Consider the following 21769-nt stretch of genomic DNA (forward strand, 5'->3'; position numbering starts at 1 on the left):
CGATCGTTAGAACCGGAACCAAGCTAGCACCGCGGCAGCAGCCCGTCCCCGAGAACGGAAAAGGGGCCGCGCCCGCAGGCACGACCCCTCAACCGGCTAGCCACGGTCAGACGACCGCGCGCTCCTCCGCGAAGTGGCACGCGGCGGGATGGCCGTCGTTGCGCACGACCAGCTCCGGCACCTCGGTCGCGCAGATGTCCTGCGCCTTCCAGCACCGCGTGCGGAACCGGCAGCCCGACGGCGGATCGATCGGCGAAGGCACGTCGCCCGTCAGACGGATGACGTCACGCCGGCCGCGCTGGGTCGGGTCCGGCACCGGCACGGCGGACAGCAGTGCCTGCGTGTACGGGTGCATCGGGCGCTCGTAGATCTCGTCCTCGGTGCCGATCTCCACGATCTTGCCGAGGTACATCACCGCGACGCGGTCCGACAGGTGGCGGACCACCGACAGGTCGTGCGCGATGAAGACGTACGAGAGCCCCATCTCGGACTGCAGGTCGCCCAGCAGGTTCATCACCTGCGCCTGGATCGAGACGTCCAGCGCGGACACCGGCTCGTCGCACACGATCACCTTGGGCTTCAACGCCAGCGCGCGGGCGATGCCGATGCGCTGGCGCTGGCCGCCGGAGAACTGGTGCGGGTACCGGTTGATGTGCTCCGGGTTCAGGCCGACGATCTCCAGCAGCTCCTGGACCTTGCGCTGCCGGTCGCCCTTCGGCGCGACCTCGGTGTGGATCTCGTAGGGCTCACCGACGATGTCGCCGACCGTCATGCGCGGGTTCAGCGACGTGTACGGGTCCTGCAGCACGATCTGGATGTCGCGGCGCAGCTTGCGCAGCTCCGCGCCCTTCATGGCGAACATGTCGCGGCCCTCGAAGCGCGCGGTACCGGACGTCGGCGGCTCCAGGCGCATCAGCACCTGGGCCAGCGTGGACTTGCCACAACCGGATTCGCCCACGACGCCGAGGGTTTCGCCCTTGTTCAACGAGAACGAGACGCCGTCGACGGCCTTGACGTGGCCCACGGTGCGCTTGAACAGCACGCCGACCCGGACCGGGAAGTGCTTGACGAGGTTCTCGACCTCGAGGATTGGCTCAGCCACGAGCGACAACCTCCTCCGCGATGTGGCACCGGCTGGTGCGTCCCATGCCGAGGTTGTGCACCGCGGGCACCTCGGAAACGCAGCGGTCGAACACGCGCGGGCAGCGCGGGTTGAACGGGCAGCCGGGTGGGATGTTGGTCAGCGACGGCGGCAGACCCTTGATCGTCTTGAGCTCCTGGCCCTTGAGGTCCAGGCGCGGCAACGATTCGAGCAGCGACTCGGTGTACGGGTGGCCCGGCGCGCGGAACAGCTCGTACACGTCGGCGTGCTCGACGATGCGGCCCGCGTACATGACCGAGATCCGGTCCGCGACGTCGGCGACCACGCCGAGGTCGTGGGTGATCAGGATCATGCCCATGTCGCGTTCCTTCTGGATCTCCGCCAGCAGGTCCATGATCTGGGCCTGCACGGTGACGTCCAGCGCGGTCGTGGGCTCGTCCGCGATCAGCAGCTCCGGGTCGAGCGCCAGCGACATCGCGATCATCGCGCGCTGCCGCATACCGCCGGAGAACTGGTGCGGGTAGTCCGAGACACGACCCTTGGCGTTCGGGATCTTGACCTGGTCGAGCAGCTCGACCGCGCGCTTGCGGGCGTCCGCTTTGGACATCCCGCGGCGGACCTTCAGCTGCTCCTCGATCTGGAAGCCGACCGTGAACACGGGGTTCAGCGCCGAGAGGGCGTCCTGGAAGATCATGGCGATGCCCTCGCCACGAACCTCGCGACGCTCGTCCGCCGTCTGAGTCAGCAGGTCCTCACCGCGGAACTTGATGGAGCCCTTGGTGATGAACGCCGGCGGCATGTCCAGGATGCCCATGATCGTCTGGGCGGTCACGGACTTGCCGGAACCGGATTCACCCAGCACCGCAAGGGTTTCACCGGCCGAGACGTGGTAGGACACGCCGTTGAGCACCTTGGCGACACCGTCGCGGGTGCGGAATTCCACGTGGAGATCCTCGACCTCCAGCAATGGCTGAGTCACAGGATTCCCCTATCGGGACTTGGGGTCGAGGGCGTCGCGCACGGCGTCGCCGAGCATGACGAAGGCCAGCACGGTGATCGTGACGAAGGCCGCGGGGAACAGCAGCATGTGCGGTGCCGACTGGAAGTAGTCGCGCGACTCCGAGATCATCACGCCCCACGACACGACCGGCGGCCGCAGGCCGATGCCGAGGAACGCGAGCGTCGCCTCGGCGCCGATGAAGGCACCCAGGGCGATCGTCGCGTACACCAGCACGGGCGCCACGGTGTTCGGCAGCAGGTGCCGGAACACGATGCGCAACGGAGAGGCGCCCAGGCCACGCGCGGCCTTGACGTAGTCCTGCTGCTTCGCCACGAGCGTCGCGGAACGCATGATGCGCATCGCGACCGGCCACGACAGCACGGCGATCGAGAGCACCACCTGCGTGATGATCCGGACCACGCCGGGGTTCTCCGTCGGCGCGTTGAGCGTCGTCAGGATGACGATGGCGCCGAGCACGAACGGGATGCCGGCGAAGATGTCGGCGAACCGGGACAGCAGGCTGTCGAGCCACGTCTTCGCGTAGCCCGCGATGATGCCGACGATCGAGCCGAGCAGCACGGTCAGCAGCGTGGCGAAGATGCCCACCAGCAACGACGCGCGGGCGCCGTGCATGGCGCGGGCGTAGACGTCGTAACCCTGCAGGTCGTAGCCGAACCACGCGGCACCCGAAGGCGGCTGCAGCGACTTGTCGAGATCGGCGTGGCGCGGGTCGACCGAAGTGAACAACGTCGGCCAGATCGCCATGACCACGATGATCGCGATGATCACCAGCGACACGATGAACGTCGGCTTGGTGCGCAGCTCACTCCACGCGTCGCTCCAGAGCGAACGCGGCTTGCGCTGCTTCTGCGACGAGTCGTCGACGTGGCTGAGCTGGTCGACACCGGCCGCCGCGGCCGCTTCGAGTCCGGAACCGCCGGACACGGATCCTGGGTCACTCATAGCGAATCCTCGGGTCGAGAACGGCGTACAGGAGGTCGACGAGCAGGCTCGCCAGCAGGTAGACCAGCACCAGCAGGGTCACGATGCCCGTGACCATGATGCCTTCCTTCTCCTGGATGCCGCGGAAGATCAGGCCGCCGATGCCGTTGATGTTGAAGACGCCCTCGGTGACGATCGCGCCACCCATGAGGCCGCCGAGGTCGGTGCCGAGGAACGTGATCACCGGGATCAGCGAGTTGCGCAGCAGGTGGATGCCGACGACGCGGGTCTGCGGCTGGCCCTTCGCGATCGCCGTGCGCACGTAGTCCGTGCGGCGGTTCTCGACGATGCTGGAGCGGGTCAGCCGGGCGACGTAGGCCATGGAGAGGCTGCCGAGCACGAAGCCGGGCAGGATCAGCTCACCGATCGTCGGATCGGAGCTGACCGAGGTGTCCATGAAGTCGAAGCCCTGCGGGCCGAGGTAGAGGCGCAGCACGAAACCGGTGACGAACACCGGCAGTGAGATCAGGAACAGGGTCGAGACCAGGACCAGGTTGTCCAGGAAGCCCTGCTTGCGCAGACCGGTGAGGATGCCGGCGGTGATGCCGATGATGGCTTCGATGATCAGGGCGATGATGCCCATCTTGAGCGTGATCGGCCACGAGGTGGCGATCTGCTCACCGACGGACACGCCGTTGAAGGTGGTGCCGAAGTCTCCGGTGACGAGGTTGCCGAGGTACTTGAAGTACTGGACCAGCAACGGGTCGTTGAGGTTGAGCTTTTGGCTCATCTCCGCGATGTAGGCCGGGTCACACGGCCGCTGGCCGCACTTGCCCGCGAAGGGGTCCTGCGGAATCGCCCAGACCAGGGCGTAGATCAGAAAAGTGGTCCCCAGGAAGACCGGTATCAGCTGCAGCAGACGGCGCAGCACATAGCGACCCATGAGGTCGGCTCCTTGCGTGGTGGGGGCGCCCCGAGCCCGAAACCGCTCCGGCCCCGCGCCCGTCACGTTCGACGGACGCGGGGCCGGACAGGTCAATCAGAACTCAGGTGTTCGGCAATCAGGCCTTGACGCGGAACGTCTCCAGAACGCCCTGGCGCTTGAACGACATCTTGGCGGCGATGAGGTTCTTGGAACGACCGCCGATGCCCTTCTCGTTCCAGGTCGGCATGGACGGCAGGTCCTTGGCGATGAGGTCCTCGGCCTGCTGGTAGAGCTTGATCGCCTCGTCCTCGTTGGCCGTCTCGTCGGCCTTCTTCAGCAGCGCGTCGACCGCGGGGTTCGAGTAGTTCGAGTCGTTGGACGAACCACCCGTGCGGTACAGCGGGTTGAGGAAGTTCTCGATCGACGGGTAGTCGGCCGACCAGTCCGAACGGCTCATGCCGGTCAGCTGCTTGCCGTCGACGATCTGCCGGAACGCACCGAAGTTGGTGGCGCCGACGAACTCGCACTCGATGCCCAGAGCCTGCTTGATGCTGTTGCACGCGGCCTCGAGCGGCTCCTTGCGGCCACCGTCCTGGTTGGACTGGATGGTCACCTTGCCGGTGAAGCCGGACTCCTTCAGGAGCTCCTTGGCCTTCTCGGGGTTGTACTTGCAGGCGTCACCACAGGTGCCCTCGCGGTAGCCCTTGATGCCGGGCGACACGAAGCTGGTGGACGGCACGTACGAGCCGGCCAGCACCGTCTTGGTGATCTGCTCCCGGTTGATGGCCATCGAGATGGCCTGGCGCAGCTTGGGGTTCTGGAACGCCGGGATGTACTGCGGGAACGCGATCGCGCTCTGGCCCAGCAGGTTCGCGGTCACGACCTGGTCACCGAGGTCGGCCTTGTACTTCTCGCCGACCTTGGCCGACGGGGGCAGGGCCTCCATGAAGTCCAGCTTGCCCGCGACCAGGTCCTGGTACGCGGTCTCCTGCGAGGAGTAGATCTTGTAGTCCAAGGTCTTGAAGTGGACCTTGTCCTCGCCCTTGTAGTCGTCGAAGCGCTCCATCTTGATCAGCGCGTTCGGCGTGCGGGAGACGAACTTCAGCGGGCCGTTGCCGATCGGCTTGGCCTCGGCGGCCTTCGGGTCCGCGAAGAACGAGTCGGCCATCGGCGCGAACGGCGTGTAGCCGATCATCGTGGTGAACACCGAGGTCGGGCCGTTGAGGGTGACCTTGAACTCGTAGTCGCCCACGAGCTCGAGACCGGACATCTTGTCCTTGGCCGGCTTGGCGTTCTCGTCGGCCGGGTGGACCTCGTCGAAGCCAGCGATCGGAGCGAAGAACGACGCCGCCTGCTGTGCGTTCGGCGCGTACGCGGCCCAGTTCCAGGCGTCGACGAAGTTCTTCGCCTTGACCTCGGTGCCGTCGTGGAACTTCCAGCCCTGCTTGATCTTGATGTTGTAGACCTTGGCGTCACTCGAGGTGATCGACTCGGCCATCAAGTTGTAGGGCGCGCCGTCTTCAGCCTTGTAACCGACCAGCCGCGAGAACAGGGAGTCGGTGACCTTGCCACCGCCCGCCTCGGTCGTGTTGGCCGGGAACAGCGTGCTCTTGGGCTCGGTGCCGTAGATGGACACCGTGCCGTCCGGGTTCTCCTTGCCATCGGCGGTGTTGGTCCCACCACCACCGCCGCATGCGCTGAGCGTCATGGCGAGCGCAGCTGGCAGAGCCACCCACGCAACCCGTGATCGCGACATCAGTCTCTCCCGCCTTTCCCCGGCGCCGCCGCAGGTATTTGCGTGCGCACGCCTCCCCGGGAGGTCTCGTCCACCTCCCAAAACGTGAGAGGACGTTAACCGGGGTGTCCAGGAGTACGCGCATCGAAAGCGGTCACAAAGTCGTCACGATCACCTCAAGTCGACCTTAATTCGGCGCTAGACCAGCGAAAACGCGATGCCGTCGAGGATGTCGTGCTCACTGCACACGAGCGTGCGGATACCCGCGCGATTCGAGAGCTCCTCGGCAATCGCACGCAGAACCAGCGCTCCACCGCAGATCACGTCCACTCGACCGGGGTGCATGGGCCCGAGCGAGGCACGTTCATCATGCGTCATGGAGAGAATACGGTCGGTGATTTCTCGAACATTGTCAAGTGTGATCCTGCTGAGGTGAATAACGTCGCTGTTGTACACCTCCAGGCCCTGGACCAGGGCTGACAACGTCGTGACGGTCCCGGCGACCCCGATCCAGGTCACCGCCTTCTCCACCGGCACCGCGTTGAACGCTTCTTTGATCGCCTCACGCGCAAACGCTTCCGCATCCGCGATTTCCGCCTTCGCCGGCGGATCGGACTTGATGAACCGCTCGGTCAGCCGCACGCACCCGATGTCCATCGACCGCGCGGCCTCGACCTCCGTGCCGCTGCCGAGGACGAACTCGGTCGAACCTCCACCCAAATCGGTGACGAGGAAGGGTCCCTCTTCCGGGTCAAGATCGGCCACCGCGCCGAGGTACGACAGCCGCGCCTCCTCGTCCCCGGTGATCACCTCGGCGGGCGCGCCGAGGATCTCCGCGGTCATCCCGAAGAACTCGTCCCGGTTGCTCGCGTCGCGCGTCGCACTGGTGGCGACCATCCGTGCGACCTCCACGCCCTTGCGCTGCATCGTGCGCGCGTAGTCGAGAAGGGCTTCTTTGGTCCGTTGGATCGCGTCGGGGTGCAACCGCCCGGTCGCGTCCACGCCCTGCCCGAGCCGGACGATCTTCATCTCGCGGTGCACGTCCCGCAGCCACGCGGTGCCGTCGTCGCGTTTCGTCACGTCCGCGACGAGCAGTCGGATCGAGTTGGTCCCGCAGTCGATGGCCGCAACCCGCGACATGATCACCCCTACTTCAGCTGCCGATGCTCCCCGGCAAGCATGGCGTAGACGAAACGGTCGCCCCACTCGCCCTTGACGATCTCGCAGTGCCGGAGGTGAGCCTCCCGGCGCATGCCCCGCGACTGCCCCTCCTCGGTGATCTCGGGGAGCGACCGGTAGACCAGCACGTCGTCGAGGTCCCCGAGGTCGAACGGCCGCAGGACGAGACGCTCCGTCCGGATCGGATAGTCAGGCCGTACCGTCGTACTCCTCTTCGAGCAGGGCGTAGATGAAGCAGTCACCCCACTCGCCCTTGAACATCTCGCTCTCCCGGAAGTGCGCCTCCCGGCGCATGCCGAGGCGTTCCATCAGCCGCCACGACGGCTCGTTGCGCACGTCGCACACGGCGGTGATGCGGTGCAGGCCCATCTCCTCGAACCCGATCCTGAGCATGGCCTGCGCGGCCTCACGTGCGTAGCCGTTGCCCTGGTAGGCGGGGTTGAAGACGTAGCCGAGCTCGCCCTGGCGGTCCTTCTCGCTGACCCACTTGAGCACGACGTCGCCGATGACCCGGTCGTCGAGCGTGACCGCGCAGACCAGCCACTGGCCTTCCTCGGTCAGCTCGTCCATGGTCAGGCTCTTGTCGAGGCGTTGCTGGGTCTCCTCGATCGTGCCGGGCTCGCTGTAGAGGTAGCGGCAGACGTCGGGGTCGGAGCGGTAGGCGTGGAGGTCGTCGAGGTCGCCCGGTTCGAAGGGGCGCAGGACGAGGCGTTCGGTCTTCAGCGGGTAGTCAGGGCGCACGCCTTCACAATGCCAAGGAACGCCGTCCACGCCTCGCGATTTACCGCGAGGTGGGAGGCGGGGGCCTTGCTGTCACGGATGCCGATGCCGCGGCCGACCTCGACGAGGTCATTCGTGGTCGAGTGGTGGCTGCTGCTCTGGCGGCAGTGCACCGATGATCAGTTCTCTGGATTCCTCGACGCTGAGGGCCTGCACGTCGAGCAGCTTCAACAGGTCGTCGTAAGCGCTCATGGTTTCTGCGTCATCGAGGAAGAGGCCGGTCCTGAGCGCTTCGAGCCAGATCACCGGCGGGTGCTTCTCGTACTCCAGCTTGATGAACGACGTCGCCACGCCGGCGTGCGCGCCGATCGACGTCGGCACGATCCTGAGGGTGATGTACGGACGCATCGTCATCGTCAGCATGTGCAGCAACTGCGCCCTCATCACCGCCGGCCCGCCGACTGGCAGCCGAAGCGCGCTCTCGTGCAGGTAGAAGACGAACTCCCGGTCACCGTGGAAGAGCGCCTGCCGCTCGAGCTTCATCCTGATCGCACCGTCGATGTCGGCGGGCTTGATCACGCTCGAACTCTCCATCAGGGCGCGTATGTACGCGGCGATCTGCATCAGGCCCGGCACCACGGTCAACGACCACGTGGTGATCTTGCTGGTACCTCGTTCGTGATTCATCAGGGTGCGCAACGGGACCAACGCCCCACCCTCCATGAACCGCAGGTAGCCCTTTTCCCTGGATTCGTTGTAGAGGGCGAGCAACCGGCGGACCTCGTCACGGTCGACACGGCAGTAGGCCAGCAGCTCACGCACCTCGGCCTCGGTGACGCCGCCCTTGCCCTGCACCATGTCGGAAATCTTGGCCTCTTGCCAGTCCAACAGTTCAGCTAGTTGGCGTTGGGTCATGCCGCTCTGTTCGATGGCGTTGCGCACGCCAATACCGAACTCCCGGCCCACCACGCTTGAGTTGCGCTTCGGCATGACGACGAAGCTAGGAGACGAACTCCCCTTAGCCCCAACGTTTCTGCCCGAATCGCCCCGAACGAAGTACGACTTGGAATCGTTCCAACGCGACACGCCGGACTAGCTGGGCGTGGTCGTTACCAAGCTGACCGACGGCGACTCGGCCGCGCTGCTGCCGCTGCTGGTGTTGGCGCTGCTGCCACCACCGGTCGACGACGCACCCGACGACGTGCCCGAGGACGTTCCCGTGTTCCCGGTGGAGGACTGCACGGGCGGGTCCGACTGGACGGGCGTGGTCGTCGTCGTGGTCGTGGTGGTCGTCGTGGTCGTCGTGGTGGAAGTCGTCGGCTGCGTCGGGCACACCGGGGTCGACGAAGGCGGCGTCGACGTCGTGGTCGTCGTCGAGGTGGTGGTCGACGTCGACGGGATCGGCGTGCCGCAGGGCTGCGACGGCGGGGTGCTGCCCGGGGTCGACGGCGGGGTCGAGGGCGGGGTGGTGCCGCCGTTGTTCGGCGGGGTGGTGGGGGTGCCCGGGTTGGTCGGGGCCGGGTTCTGCTGGTTGTTGCCGGTGTCCGGCAGCAGCGGCAGGGTGTCGACGTTGTCGCCGTACTCCTTGGCCCACTTGAGGACCGTCTGGACGTAGGACGAGGAGTTGTTGTAGCGGAAGACGGCGGCGGCGCGGTCGCTCTGCTTGGTCAGGTCGCCGCCGCCCGCGCACAGGTAGCGGCCGGCGCCCAGGGCGGCGTCGTAGATGTTGTTCGGGTTGACGATGCCGTCTTCGTTGAGGTCGCCGCTGAAGCTCGCCCAGGTGGCCGGGATGAACTGCATCGGGCCGACCGCGCGGTCCCAGGCGCTGTCGCCGTCGAGGCGGCCGCCGTCGGTGTCGCGGATGGCGGCCACGCCGGGGCTGCCGTTGAGGACCGGGCCGAGGATCTTGGGAACGGCGTCGCCGACGGCGTTCAGGCGGCCGTTGTTGGCGTGGTTCGACTCGATCTTGCCGATGCCGGCCAGCAGGGCCCAGTCGAGGTGGCAGCCGGGCACGAGCTCGGCCATCTTGTCCTCGGCGCGGAGGTACGCCTCCAGCACGACGCCGGGGATGCCGTGTTCGCCGGGGAGGTCGTCGATCAGGCCGGGGTCGTTGTCCAGGTCGCCATCGATGTCGCCGTCCTCGAGGTCGGCGATCAGGGCGGCGCTCAGCTCCTCGGAGAGCGGCAGCCTGCCGGAGGCACCAAGCTCAGCCGGGTCGTAGCGCAGGGCGCCGTAGACGTCGGCCTGGCCGAGGGCGACGTTGATGTCCTGGTGCTTGGAGAGGTTGACCCAGTCCACGAGCTTCGTGCCGACGATCATCGCCGGCGCGAGCATCGCAGCCAGCGCAGCCACGGCGAAGCCCCGTTGCCTGGGGCTCAGCGCCGACGGACCGCGCAGTTTGGCCATTGCCACGAATACTCACCTCTCGTGCGTCATCGCGGCGCGCCGTCCTGCAGTTACGGCGCCGCCCCCACATCGCTGACCCGTTCCACCCTGCCCCACTCCGGAGACTAGGTGTACCCAAGACGGAGTGAAGCGTGTGTTCGGTTCCGTTGACTGTTAACTCGGCGGAAGGCTAGGCACAGTCCCCTGCAGGCCAGAGCAACTGTTCCTTCAAGAGTGCCAGTGCTTCGTCCCCCATGGGATTGACCCCAGGGCCCTTCGCGAGGGCATGAGCGACGTGCACGTGAAGGCACTTAACTCTGCTCGGCATGCCGCCCGCGGTGACTTGCGTGCCCAACGACTCGATGGCGTCCCTCTCCGCGAGGTACGCCTCGTGCGCGCGCAGGTAGGCCGCGGCGAGCTCCTCGTCCTCCGCCAGCCGTTCCTGCTGCTCCTTCATCAGCCCGCCGCCTTCCAACGTGCTGACCAGCGAGTTCAGCTTCGGGCAGGTCAGGTAGTAGAGCGTCGGGAACGGCGTCCCGTCGGGCAGCCGCGGGTTCGTCTGCACGACGTTCGGGTGCCCGCTGGGGCACCGCGAGGCGATCGCACGTGTCCCGCGCGGCGTGCGGCCGAGCTGCTTGGCGACCGTTTCCAGGTCAGCAGCACTTACTTGTGCGTCACCGATTCCCACAGTTCCTCGTACCAAGACCCTTGTGCCGCGGGCTTGCCCGACGGCCTCTCCGATTCAGTGTTGCGACTCTCGTCACCCGGCAGTTGCACGATGTACGGCGTCTCGCCGGGCCGCACCCAGTGCAGCCGTTTGCGCGCCTCGATCTCCACGTACGCCGGGTCCTGCAGCTGCGCCTTCTTCTGTTCCAGCGCCGCGACCGTCTCGCGCAGCTTCTGCTGTTCGGCACCCACGTCACGCAGCTCGTCACGCTGCGAGAGGTAGGTCCGCAGCGGGACCGCGATGCTCAACGCCAGTGCGCACAGCACCATCGCGAACATCGCGGCCCGCCGCGTACCGGTCATGCCGAACGCGCCACCCGTGCCGTCACCACGACGCGACGGCGCCTTGGGACGTGGTGGCTTTCGCGCGCGCGCAGGCCGCGCCTCCCGCTCTTCGCGGGGGCGACGGGGACGACGCGCGCGCTCGGCCATACCTCAGCTTCTCAGCTCTCCGGCGTGTAACGCGGGAACGCGAGCTCACCGGCGTAGCGCGCCGCGTCACCCAGCGACTCCTCGATGCGCAGCAGCTGGTTGTACTTCGCGGTGCGCTCACCACGCGCCGGCGCACCGGTCTTGATCTGACCGGCACCGGTCGCGACGGCGAGGTCGGCGATGGTCGTGTCCTCGGTCTCGCCGGAACGGTGCGACATCATCGACTTGTAGCCGTACGACGTGGCCAGCGAGACCGCGTCGAGCGTCTCGGACAGCGTGCCGATCTGGTTGACCTTCACCAGCAGCGCGTTGGCGGCGCGGCGGGAGATGCCCTCCTCCAGGCGCTCCGGGTTCGTGACGAACAGGTCGTCGCCGACGATCTGGACCTTCTCGCCCAGCTCGGCGGTCATCTGCACCCAGCCGTCCCAGTCGTCCTCGGACAACGGGTCCTCGATGGACACCATCGGGTAGTCGCGGACCAACTCGGAGTAGTAGCCGATCATCTGCTCGGCGGACCGCTTGTTCTTCTCGAACGTGTAGGCGCCGTCGGAGAAGAACTCCGTGGCGGCCACGTCGAGCGCGAGCGCGACGTCACGGCCCGCCCGGTAACCGGCCTTCTCGATGGCCTCGAGGATCAGGTCGAGCGCGTCGCGGTTGCTGGCGAGGCTGGGGGCGAAACCACCCTCGTCACCCAGACCCGTGGCGAGCCCCTTGCTCTTCAGCACGGACTTCAGCGCGTGGTAGACCTCGGTGCCCCAGCGCAGACCCTCGCGGAACGTCTCCGCGCCGATCGGCGCGATCATGAACTCCTGGATGTCCACCTCGGTGTCGGCGTGCGAGCCACCGTTGAGGATGTTCAGCATCGGCACGGGCAGCACGTGCGCGTTCGGCCCACCGACGTACCGGAACAGCTCCAGACCACTCGAGGTAGCCGCGGCCTTCGCCACCGCGAGGCTCACGCCGAGAATCGCGTTGGCACCGAGCCGGCCCTTGTCCGGCGTGCCGTCGAGGTCAACGAGCTTCTGGTCGACCACGCGCTGCTCGACGGCCTCGATGCCCACCAGCTCTGGGCCGATCTCGTCGAGCACAGCGGTGACCGCACGCTCGACACCCTTGCCCAGGTACCGCTTGGCGTCGCCGTCGCGCAGCTCCACCGCCTCGTGCTCACCGGTCGAAGCACCCGACGGAACAGCCGCACGCTCCAGCGTGCCGTCGTCCAGCGCCACCTCGACCTCGACGGTGGGGTTGCCGCGCGAGTCAAGGATCTCGCGTGCTCCGACCTGCTCGATGACCGCCACTTGCGCTCCCTGTTTCTCCTGCGTCTCGTCTCGCGACGAGCCTACTTGGGCCAGGTGACCGGCCGGGGCTCGCCACCTCAGGATCACAGCGGGGCCGCAGGCGCCGGTCGTCTGAATCGTGCCAGACGCCTCCACCTGCCGCCCAGACCCCACTGGTCAGCCCTCTTTTTGGAGACCCGCAGCAAAGCGGGGCAACACCACGGCCAGGTGCGCACGCGCCGAATCTTCACTGCGGGCGGTGATCGAGACCGAGACGACGAGGGCACCACGCGAGATGAAGGCCGTGCAGTTCCAGTTTCGCTCCGAAACGTCAGCCATGCTTTCGCAGACGCCGTACGAGCCATCGACGCCAGGCAGTCCGGGTAGTTCGACGTCGGCCTTGACCACCCGCTCGGGCTTGTTGAGCGTCAAGACGTACGTCTTACATGAGCGAGCCTTGGCGCGCACTGTGTCGAGGACATGCGCGCTGGTGACGCCGATCAACCCGTACACATCCTGCTGGATGCCCACGGAGCCATTCCACACGCGCCGTCGCGAGGTCGAGATGCCGGTGTCGACGCGAGTCTTCAGGCACACATCACTGAGATAACCGTCGGTGTTGCCGATCGCGTCAGTCAGCAGCGGTCGATCCAGCCGGAACTCGCTGCCGATGTCTTGGAAGCTTTCCGGCGCGACGAGCGCCGCCTTCACCTTCGGATCCATCGCTCGCACCATGTCCGGTGTCGACATGGTGGACGTGACTGTCGTCGTCGACGTGGGCGGCGCAGGCCGCGGCTCGGCCGGTGCCGACGAGCAGGCCGAAAGCACAACCACGGTGAATACCAATACGAACCGCATCAAATCTTCTTCATAATCATCTGCACACCCAAATCCTGATCAGCGAGACCAACGCTCGATGAGCATCAATAATCCATCAACTCAACAACAAGTCCCCAAAGGCACCCAACTTTCACCCAAGGACGCAAACAAACCATCACACCAATCCATCGAAGGCCGCATTATAATCCCAGCATTGAACCTTCTTTGGACTGCCAAATCCGCCAGCCTAAACACTTAGCAGATTAACTCCGGAAAACGAGCACCAACTCTCCTGACACACCTTCCTTTTCTGATTCCACAGGATGAATCCAGACACTGTAGCTCATGCAAGCAACCAGGCCGCCGCCACTACTTGCCTTTAGCGCCCTCCCGAATCCGGTTAGAAGTTTCCCGCAGCCCTATTCCTCACTGGAAATCAGGCGAGCCGCATCGTCGACCACTTCATCCCAGACTTGGATCCCCTCCGCTTCGAACGCCACAGCAAGAGTCTCACGCACTTCCGCCACCGGGCGTCCCCGATGGGTGCGCCGAACGCTGGCAAGCGCGCGCTGATACTTCTCCAGATGCCGCTCCACGATGGGCATATCTGCGTCATATCCGCCAGAAGCTGTCATCAGAAATTTCTCCTGTAAATCTGGGTAAGGAAGGGCATGGCTTCAGCACCGAAGATGTGCTCTACCCGACCGCTGACCTCGTCAGTTACACGGGTTGTGATATGCCCCGCAGCCGTGAGTCGATCGTACTGGCACCTACACATTTGAAAGACGAGCAGCGCAGGCCTCTCACCCGGACCGGTCCGAGTACCACCAAACGTCGCAGCTGCGCTAAGGGTGTCACTGTCCCCAGGATTTACTTCATAAGTGAACAAGTTCCCAGGCTGTCCGACCGATCCACCGCTGGACGCAGCTCGCGCGGCATCACCACTTAGCCCATTTGCAGCAATGTTATCGGCATGAGAGGTAGTCGTCCCGTGCGCGAAATCCATCGTTTCGCCGCAGTTATGAACAAGGACGGGCTTATTGCCGGCCAGCACGTAGTAGGTATGGATTCCTTCGACGGTCAGGTTGAGGACTTGAGCCTTTTCCGTCCACGCTCGCTTCGCAACGATCCGCAGTTGCATACCAGCTGAAGTGGCCAGATCCTGCCCTGCGGCCAGATCCGAGGCGTTGGCCCAGCGCTGCTCGTTGGGAAGCCAGAACGGTGACCTTCAGTAGCGGTGATCGTCTCGGTCGCCGCATCCTTAGCACCGTCGGTGTCGACGGTGACCTCGACCAGATCGTCCGCCATCGACACCTGCATCCCAGGCTTGAAGCTATTCAGACACGAATCATAATTGCGACCGGAAGCCGCGACACAGCGCAGTTCCCAGAGACAACCACGATCGATGATCAGACGCCCGCCACACACGATAGGCTCACCGGAATCAAACCCCGGTGAGCCTATCGACCACTTAGTCCGGCACCACATTCCAAACGCCGAATATCTCAACAAGATCTGGAGTTCGAATTATCAGGTTCGGCGATCCTGTCCTGGCAGACAGAAGCTCCTCAACGATGCTGCGCACCTTAGCCGAACCGAGCCCGCCAGACACCGGCCAAACATGACCGCCTTGATCATCCTCGCCGAACTCTTCGCGCAGGATCGAGCTATCCGAATCTGGAATCGTCCAGAAGGCGAAGAGACGATCGTCGAGAGTCTCCATTTCCAGCCGCTCCGCGAACAACTTGAAGTACCAGCAGGCGTCTCCACCCGCGCGCCTCACGACCCCTTCGATTGGCCCATCGCGCCAATCAAAGATGACTAGGACCTGCAGCCGCTCAAGCTTCTCAGTCAAACTCTCGCTCACCTTAGCTCCGCCCAAAAACAGCGTTGAACGCTCTTTGAACTACCGAGTCTACCGGCTTCGGAACTATCAGAGTGTGATGCATTGGGAGATTTCGAGTAGGAGTGAAGATCAGCGAGAACCCTGCTGCCTCTATTTGCCCCCGGGTTGCGACAGATGCACCTTCAACAGCACCGTCGACCGCTCGAACCGAAACCCCATGCCCAAATGATTTCGGGTTCTCTTCCGCCTTTTGCGCCTGTGAGGCGAGGCGCCCAGTGCTTTCCTTGCTGGTCCCGAGCCTCGCAAAACTCTGATCAGAACTGCAGGTGCATGCCTGACCAAACTTCGGACCGTCGGTACCGCAGTTATGAACCAGAAGCGGCGTGAGCCCCGCCAGTACATAGTACGTGTGGATACCCTCGACCGTCAGGTTGAATACCTTCGCCTTTTCGGTCCACTGTCGCACCGCCGTGACCTTCAACTCAAGGCTGGCGGAGTTCAGCAGCCCCTTCTCAGCGGTCAGCTCGGAAGCCTTGGCCCATCGCTGCTCGCCTGGCAGCCAGAACGGGTGCCCATCGGTAGCGGTGACGGTCTCGGTCGCCGAACCCGCGACTCCGTCGGTGTCGACGGTGACCTCGACCAGGTTCTTGTAGCCCTCGCCGATGATCACCCGCGCGACGGTCTTCGCTGCTGTCTCGCCTGTTTCCGGATCAGTGGCGAGCACCGTGTCGCCGACCTTCACCTCAGCCAGCGGCTTGCGTGACCCGTCCGCCATCAACACTTGTGTCTCAGGCGTGAAACTGTTCACCTCACAGGAATCGCCGGTCACCTCCCGCTTACGGCTCAGCGCATCGCGGGCGCGGCCGAGCAGGTTCTTCGCCCACTCCTGCTGCTTCAGGAACGACTTCACCGCGCCAACAGCGTTCTCCAACGCCTTGACGATCTTGCCGGCCTTGAGGATCTTTCCCCACGGAATCGCGCCGAGAACCATCGACGCGCACGCCCCGAAATCACCCTCGCCGAAGCACTTGACCATGTCGTTGATGCCCAAGACTTCCTTGAGCACCTCACCGCCGGCCTCCAACGCCACATCAACCCACGACTGACGCTCAATCTCCTGTGCCCGAGCCAGATCCGCCTGAGACACACCAGCAGCCTCAAGCTGCTGGTTCTGCTGCGTCTTCGAAGCCGCATACGCGGTGTACTCCGGAGACGCAGGCTTATCGGTGTTGTGGTGCGTCGAGCAGTTCAGGCCATCGTCCAAGCAACTCGTCGCCCACAACCCAGACGCATCAGAGAACGTCACAGGCGAACTGTTGCCATACGCATAACCGTTGATCTGCTGGGGATTCGACAGCTCCATGATCGGATCCGCCGAGATGAACCGACCAGTCGACGGCTCGTACTCACGAGCACCCAAATGTGTCAGACCATTCGGATCGTTCGTGCCCCCGACGAAGCCCTTCTCCTCCGGCCACGCACCAGGAGCAGCACCACGCGACTCACCGAACGGAGTCTGCCGACGACGCTCCACCGCCAGATCCGGAGCCTTGATCGCATACTGCTGCGTGCCCTGGTGATCACCCGCCATCCACGTCAGCGCAGCCTTCGTCCGCACCGCGACAACCTGACCACCCAACGAATACGAACGAGTAGCAACAGGCGACGAAGAACCCGCGGCGAGACGAACCTCCTGACCCGCCAAGTACAACGTCGTGCCACCAGGATCCTTGCGCAGCAACCGGTTGCCGTCGGCGTCGTAGACGAACGACGTCGTCTGACCGCCAGCCTTGTCGGTGGCAAGATGACCTTCAGCGTCCCACGTCATGTCGTGCGTCGTCCCGGACACCATGCGGGTCGTCGTCTCGCCGGCAGCGTTGTACCCGTACGTCTGCAGCTGCTGACCCGACGGCCCTTCCGATGTCACCGACTGAAGAAGGTGACCGGCAGTCGGATACGCATAGATAGACCGCGTGTCACCCGCGGCCGCGTGGTCGACCTCGGTGAGGCGATTGCCTGCCTTGTCGTAGGTGAACGACTGCCAGTAGCCGGCAGGGCCGCCAACAGCAGACTGCGAAGGCGTTGCGGCACAACGGGAGATGCCCGCCCATGCCTCGGTCAGCTGCTGCACGTGGTCGTAGTTGAAGCACTGATAGTCAACCGACAGCGGGTTGCCGTTCGGCAGCTCGGTGATGTTGCCGTCAGCGTCCGTCTTGAAGTTCGTCGGCGCCGTCAACACCGAGCGCACGTTGCCCGCGGGGTCGTAGCGGTACTCGGTCTGACCGACGATCTTGTCGGTGTCGTTGTTGCGGAGCACCGCGGTTTGCGACAACCGACGGGTGTCCGCCTCATAGGTGAAGTTCTGCTGGACCCACTTGGTCTTCTGCGAGATGCCGCTGTTCATGGTGAGCAGCGACAGCTGGCCGTACTCGTTGTAGTCGGCCTTCTCGACGTACGGCGTGGTGCCGGTGAGCGAGAGGGGCTGGCCGGTCTGCAGGTAGCCGTACTGCAGTTGCTCCGCTGGCAAGTCGCCCGCTGCTGGCAGATCGACCGTGAGGACGCTGCCGTCCTGGGCGTACGTCGTCTTGGTTTGGTACTGCTTCTCGGCGAGCTTGCCCTCAGTGGCTGGGAGAAGGACCTTCGCACCCAGCGGCTTGCCCGTCGGGTCGTAGCCGGTGATCGCGGTGGTGTAGGCCTGGCCACCCGAATAGCGGGTCGACGACGTCAGCAGACCCTTGGCCAAGGTGTCGTAGGTCCAGCCCGTCAGCTGGGTGTTACCCTGGTGGACGGACTTCTTGCGGCCCAGCTCGTCGTAGCCGTAGGTCAGGGTCCGGTTCATCGAGTCCGTTGTGGACGTCAGCTGACCGGCTTTGTCGTAGACCGACGTCGAAAGACCTCGGTCGGGGTCACGGAAACTGGTCTTGCGACCGAGAAGGTCGTAGGTGCTCTCCCACTTGTTGCCAGCGGGGTCGGTAACTCTCTCCAAGTCTCCGTCACGCGAGTACTCGTACCTGGTGGTGTCGTAGTCACCAGTCGGCGTGGGGTTCTTGTACTGCCGCAGCTCGGTGGTCCGGCCGCGTGCATCGGACACGGTCATCGTCGCCGTGCCTCCGGGCGGAGGCGTCGTCGAGATGCGGTCGCCCCCGTACACGTTCGTCGACGTCCACTTGTCCACGCCAAGGCCCCGGAACGTCGACGTGAGCACACGTCCGAGGGAGTCGTAGGTGTTGATCGTCTGTGCCGGGAGATCTCGTTCGTTTCCAGTCGGCACGGCGGCGAGAGTCTTGGTGGGCAGCGAAGCCTTGTCGTAGTACGACGATGCCGTGCGGCCTACCAGGCCCTGCGCGTTGTAGAACGTGTCGGTGATCAGCCTGCCGGTGTTCGGCGAAGGCTCCTGAGTCTGGCGAGGACGAAGCAGGCCGTCGTACAGGGCATAACTGGTCGACTTGGCACCGGTCCAGGTCAGACTGGTGGTCGCGACCGCGGTGACGGCGTCCTTGTTGACGAAGTACTCGAACTTGACGTTCGCGGCATCGTCGGTCTGGCGACCCGGCAGCCGCACCTCGAAGAGCCGGCCGAGCGGGTCGTAGGTCAGCCTGGTGATGCCGTTGTTGGCATCGGTCTTGAGGGTCGGCTCGCCCCACGCCGGGTTCATCGCTGTGGTCGCCGTGAAGCCCTTGGCGTTCGTGACGGTCAGCTTGGTCAGCAGACCCGCGGTGTGCTCGTAGGACATGGACGACTTGCGGTCCAAGGCATCCCACGCGTCGAGTACACGGCCGTACTGGTCGAAGCTCGAACGCGCTGCCTGCTCGTAGACAGGCTTGTTGTTCTCAACGCGAGGCGCCTGCTCGGACTTCGTGACGTTGCCAACGCCGGGAACAGCGCCTTCGTTCGTGCTGTTGTCGAAGAAAGCTCGCGAGCTGCTGATCAGGTCGTTGGTGTAGTTGCGCGACGAGGCACAGCTCTTGGCGAACGTTTCGGTCTTGACCGGCAAATGACGAACCCACAACGCGTCATTGCTGGCATAGGTGTGGGTGGTGCACATGTCGTCGTTCGGCGTGGAGTCGTCGCCCCAGTCGGTGACGTCGGTGGTCAAGCCGTTCGCGTCGATGGTCGGTGTCGTCGTTGACGATCGCTCGCCGCCTGCCGCCAGCGCGGTGAAGGTGCGAGTCTCGCCCGACCTGATCATCCAGGCCTCCACGGCACCCTTGCGTGCTGTTGGGCCGCGTGGCTCGGGCTTGGTGACAACGGTCAGCATCGCTGGGCCGTCAGGACCGTTGCGAGTGATCTCCTCGCGTTGGAAGCCCTGTGCTGCGGGCCAGTCGTCGATCTCACCGTTCCTGGAGTCGACGACCGTGGCGTGCTTCCTGCTGCCGTCCTTCTTGAGGTCGCCGTTCATGCCGCGGAAGAAGCGGCGCTCGGTCTGGCTGTTGCCCTTCGTGACCTTCACGCGGCCGTAACCACGCCATTCCGACCACGTGCGCAGCCGTACTGGGGTGATCTCGTCTTCGGTGTAGTGCCAAGCAGGATCACCTTCGTAGGTGTAGGTGATCTGCTGATGCGGTGCACCGCCGGTGCGGTCGGTCTCGACGGTCTCCTTGACGACGTACTTGTTGAACCAGTCTTCGGTTTCCTGCCTGCCCGGCGGTGCCCAGGTCACAGGGAAGCAGCGGAGGTTGTTCTCGTCCACCGCAGCGGGCAGCCGAGTCTTCCGATCGCAGTCGCTGTCGAGGTAGTCGAGCGAGACCTGGCCGCCGGACTCGGAGAACACGCGAGTGAGGCGGTACTTGTACAACGGGAGATAGCCGCCGAAGCTGCCGTCCTGTGCGCCGACCCGGTTCGCGAGTTTCTTTCCGTCGAAGGTGACCTCTGGCAGTTCAGCGGTGCCGCCGACGTGACCAGCGTGCTTGATGCCCGACAGCCACAACGCTGGGGAACTCGAGTCCTCCGTCGTGGGAAACGTGTGGTTCAGCGACCAGCTCTCGACGTCCTGTCCGCCGATCTTCGTGGTGACCTTCGCCAGCCGCTTGGTGGTGAAGAACGTCGGAGAGATCCGGTCCGGACAGGTGTTGCCCTCGCAGAACTGGTCGATCGGCACGTCCGGGAAGTCAGCGGCGTTGCCGATGTTGCAGCCACTGCCGGGCAGACAGCGATCCGCGGTGGTGAAGACGACCTTCGCCGGCGCCTCACCCGAGTACTCCTGGCCAAGCCTGGTGCCGTATTCAATGCGGTCGATGGAACCGCCGCGCGTGTAGACCGAGGCCGCCTCGTTCTTGTTGCGGCCGTATGAGTTCTGTTCCTTGTTGTAGTAGTACGTCATCGTGTTGCCGTGCTTGTCGATGACGTGGTCGAGGTTCCACCGCCACGCGCGGTCGCACCACGAGTCCTTCCAAGAGCTCGTGTTGTTGCAAGGCTGTCCGCCATAACGGCCGAACACCGGGACGGTCCACGCCGACTGCGTCTCCGGCTTGCCCGCGGTCCAACCATCGAGCTTGTTGCGACCGAACACGTACTTCGTGCCGTCGGACTTCGTGATGACCCAGTACTCACCGTCGCGGTCACCGTTCGCCGCGCCGAACTGACGCTCCACCTTGGAGCCGTCGTCGTTCTTCAGCCGGTAGAGCTGCTGGTCCTTGTCGTAGATGATCTGTCCACCGGAGCCGGCGAGCACCAATGAGACGTTCTCGTCGAACCAGCATCGGTCCGCGGTCTTCTTCGCGACGTCATCCGTGTTCTCCGCGCAGGAGGTGAACCTGCGCTCGATGTACCCCGACCACATGTCCCAGCCGTCGCCGAGCCAGGACGACTGATTGTTGGTCGAGGCGGTGTGACCGTCCACTCTGGATGAGGCATAGCTGATGTTCAAGGGCGGTGTGAGGCCGCTCGGCACCGGTGGAACCTTCAACGGGTACGACCAGTTGAAGTCGCCGGTCTGCTGGGAAACCTGCCATGTGGCCGAAGGCTTGAGGGGCGTCGCCGAGTAGTCACCCAAGCCAGACGACGACACCGGGCCTGCAGCGAGAGCAAGCAGCACGCCGCCCGCGCTGCCTGAGGCGCTCTGGGCGACGGTCTGGTCATCTCCGCCCGGAAGCACGAGCTTGACGGTGACCTTGGAACTCACCGCGTCGTTGGTCGAGTCGAGCCGCAACCGCCCAGCGCACTCAGGCTGTGTCAGGGCACATTCCGGCAGTTGCACCACTCCGAGCCGTGAAGCCCAGTCTCCGCCGTACGCGTTGCGGAACGAGCTGTAGTCGACGCTGACGGACAACGGCCCGCCGGCACCGGCGATCCGCAACAACGGGCCCTGCACGCCTGCCTTGCGCGCAGCCTCCCGGTCCAGTACCTGAACTCGCACATCGCCAGTTCGGCCACCGACCCAAACCGGAAGATCGCCAACACGGGATTGCGCGTCGTCGAGGCTCACCTGCGCTCCGCCTGCCGAAGGCCAGTTGACCCCAGGCGAACCGGTCGACGCCCGCTTCGACGCCTCGTCCGGTTCAGCCGGTCGCACAGGGTGCTCCGCTGTCGGCACGCTGTGCGCGGCCTGAGCAGACAAGCCGTTCAAGCCCAGTCCCTGCCACGTCGAGGCCGGCACCACCGCGGTCGAGGCCACCACCAAGGTGGCACTCAGAGCGGCAAGACCTCTGGTACGCCAGTTGAATCCCGACATCACTGATCTCC

The 21769-nt window shown here is 64.8% G+C and carries 19 protein-coding genes and 1 pseudogene; 1 reads left to right on the forward strand and 19 read right to left on the reverse strand.

Annotated features, from left to right (window positions below; genetic code table 11):
- Positions 1-106: 106 nt before the first annotated feature.
- The 15 genes from G7043_RS09125 to G7043_RS09195 all read right to left on the reverse strand — a co-directional run bounded on the left by G7043_RS09125 (position 107) and on the right by G7043_RS09195 (position 13146).
- Complete coding sequence (locus G7043_RS09125) at positions 107-1102, reverse strand: ABC transporter ATP-binding protein (protein WP_166045155.1); 996 nt, start codon at positions 1100-1102, stop codon at positions 107-109.
- Positions 1095-2081, reverse strand: a complete 987-nt coding sequence (locus G7043_RS09130; protein WP_166045156.1) for an ABC transporter ATP-binding protein — start codon at positions 2079-2081, stop codon at positions 1095-1097. Before G7043_RS09130 ends, G7043_RS09125 begins: the two co-directional genes overlap by 8 nt.
- Positions 2082-2090: 9 nt before the next feature.
- Entirely contained in the window at positions 2091-3065 is a 975-nt protein-coding gene (locus tag G7043_RS09135) for an ABC transporter permease (RefSeq protein WP_166045157.1), read from the reverse strand.
- Positions 3058-3987 (reverse strand): ABC transporter permease, encoded by a 930-nt coding sequence (locus G7043_RS09140; protein ID WP_166045158.1) that lies wholly within the window; start codon positions 3985-3987, stop codon positions 3058-3060. Before G7043_RS09140 ends, G7043_RS09135 begins: the two co-directional genes overlap by 8 nt.
- A 118-nt stretch (positions 3988-4105) precedes the next feature.
- Positions 4106-5725 carry a peptide ABC transporter substrate-binding protein gene (locus tag G7043_RS09145; protein WP_166045159.1) on the reverse strand — a complete coding sequence of 540 codons (1620 nt, stop codon included), beginning with the start codon at positions 5723-5725 and terminating at the stop codon, positions 4106-4108.
- 177 nt (positions 5726-5902) lie between these two features.
- Positions 5903-6844: a Ppx/GppA phosphatase family protein gene (locus G7043_RS09150; protein ID WP_166045160.1), complete on the reverse strand. Its 942-nt coding sequence runs from the start codon at positions 6842-6844 to the stop codon at positions 5903-5905.
- Between the two features lie 8 nt (positions 6845-6852).
- Positions 6853-7011, reverse strand: coding sequence for a hypothetical protein (locus G7043_RS09155; protein WP_207310908.1), 159 nt, complete (start codon positions 7009-7011; stop codon positions 6853-6855).
- A gap of 61 nt (positions 7012-7072) precedes the next feature.
- A complete protein-coding gene (locus tag G7043_RS09160; RefSeq protein WP_166045161.1) occupies positions 7073-7624 on the reverse strand; it encodes a GNAT family N-acetyltransferase in 552 nt (183 codons plus the stop codon).
- The gene (locus G7043_RS50350; protein WP_166045162.1) at positions 7603-7776 is read right to left on the reverse strand and encodes a DUF397 domain-containing protein; all 174 of its coding nucleotides are present in this window, start codon (positions 7774-7776) and stop codon (positions 7603-7605) included. Before G7043_RS50350 ends, G7043_RS09160 begins: the two co-directional genes overlap by 22 nt.
- Complete coding sequence (locus tag G7043_RS09170) at positions 7733-8689, reverse strand: helix-turn-helix domain-containing protein (RefSeq protein WP_166045163.1); 957 nt, start codon at positions 8687-8689, stop codon at positions 7733-7735. Before G7043_RS09170 ends, G7043_RS50350 begins: the two co-directional genes overlap by 44 nt.
- A 6-nt stretch (positions 8690-8695) precedes the next feature.
- Positions 8696-10009 (reverse strand): lytic transglycosylase domain-containing protein, encoded by a 1314-nt coding sequence (locus G7043_RS09175; protein ID WP_242642144.1) that lies wholly within the window; start codon positions 10007-10009, stop codon positions 8696-8698.
- Positions 10010-10178: 169 nt separating this feature from the next.
- Positions 10179-10676 (reverse strand): DUF501 domain-containing protein, encoded by a 498-nt coding sequence (locus G7043_RS09180; protein WP_166045165.1) that lies wholly within the window; start codon positions 10674-10676, stop codon positions 10179-10181.
- Positions 10652-11146 carry an FtsB family cell division protein gene (locus G7043_RS09185; RefSeq protein ID WP_242642079.1) on the reverse strand — a complete coding sequence of 165 codons (495 nt, stop codon included), beginning with the start codon at positions 11144-11146 and terminating at the stop codon, positions 10652-10654. Before G7043_RS09185 ends, G7043_RS09180 begins: the two co-directional genes overlap by 25 nt.
- A gap of 11 nt (positions 11147-11157) precedes the next feature.
- Positions 11158-12444 carry a phosphopyruvate hydratase gene (gene eno / locus G7043_RS09190; protein ID WP_166045166.1) on the reverse strand — a complete coding sequence of 429 codons (1287 nt, stop codon included), beginning with the start codon at positions 12442-12444 and terminating at the stop codon, positions 11158-11160.
- A gap of 156 nt (positions 12445-12600) precedes the next feature.
- Positions 12601-13146 carry a hypothetical protein gene (locus G7043_RS09195; protein ID WP_166045167.1) on the reverse strand — a complete coding sequence of 182 codons (546 nt, stop codon included), beginning with the start codon at positions 13144-13146 and terminating at the stop codon, positions 12601-12603.
- A gap of 10 nt (positions 13147-13156) precedes the next feature.
- Here G7043_RS09195 and G7043_RS09200 point away from each other — a divergent pair, with 10 nt between their 5' ends.
- A complete protein-coding gene (locus G7043_RS09200) occupies positions 13157-13297 on the forward strand; it encodes a hypothetical protein (RefSeq protein WP_166045168.1) in 141 nt (46 codons plus the stop codon).
- A 364-nt stretch (positions 13298-13661) separates the two neighbouring features.
- On the opposite strand, the gene G7043_RS09205 is transcribed toward G7043_RS09200, so the two are convergent.
- The 4 genes and pseudogenes from G7043_RS09205 to G7043_RS49820 form a co-directional block, all read right to left on the reverse strand.
- Positions 13662-13847 carry a hypothetical protein gene (locus tag G7043_RS09205; protein WP_166045169.1) on the reverse strand — a complete coding sequence of 62 codons (186 nt, stop codon included), beginning with the start codon at positions 13845-13847 and terminating at the stop codon, positions 13662-13664.
- A gap of 29 nt (positions 13848-13876) precedes the next feature.
- Positions 13877-14452, reverse strand: a pseudogene (locus G7043_RS50355) (polymorphic toxin-type HINT domain-containing protein); the annotation flags it as partial.
- 261 nt (positions 14453-14713) lie between these two features.
- Entirely contained in the window at positions 14714-15109 is a 396-nt protein-coding gene (locus tag G7043_RS09215) for a hypothetical protein (RefSeq protein ID WP_166045170.1), read from the reverse strand.
- A gap of 1 nt (position 15110) precedes the next feature.
- Entirely contained in the window at positions 15111-21443 is a 6333-nt protein-coding gene (locus G7043_RS49820; protein ID WP_166045171.1) for a polymorphic toxin-type HINT domain-containing protein, read from the reverse strand.
- Positions 21444-21769: the final 326 nt, after the last annotated feature.

Origin of the sequence: Lentzea alba, assembly GCF_011067745.1 — a bacterium.
GTDB classification, from domain to species: domain Bacteria; phylum Actinomycetota; class Actinomycetes; order Mycobacteriales; family Pseudonocardiaceae; genus Lentzea; species Lentzea alba.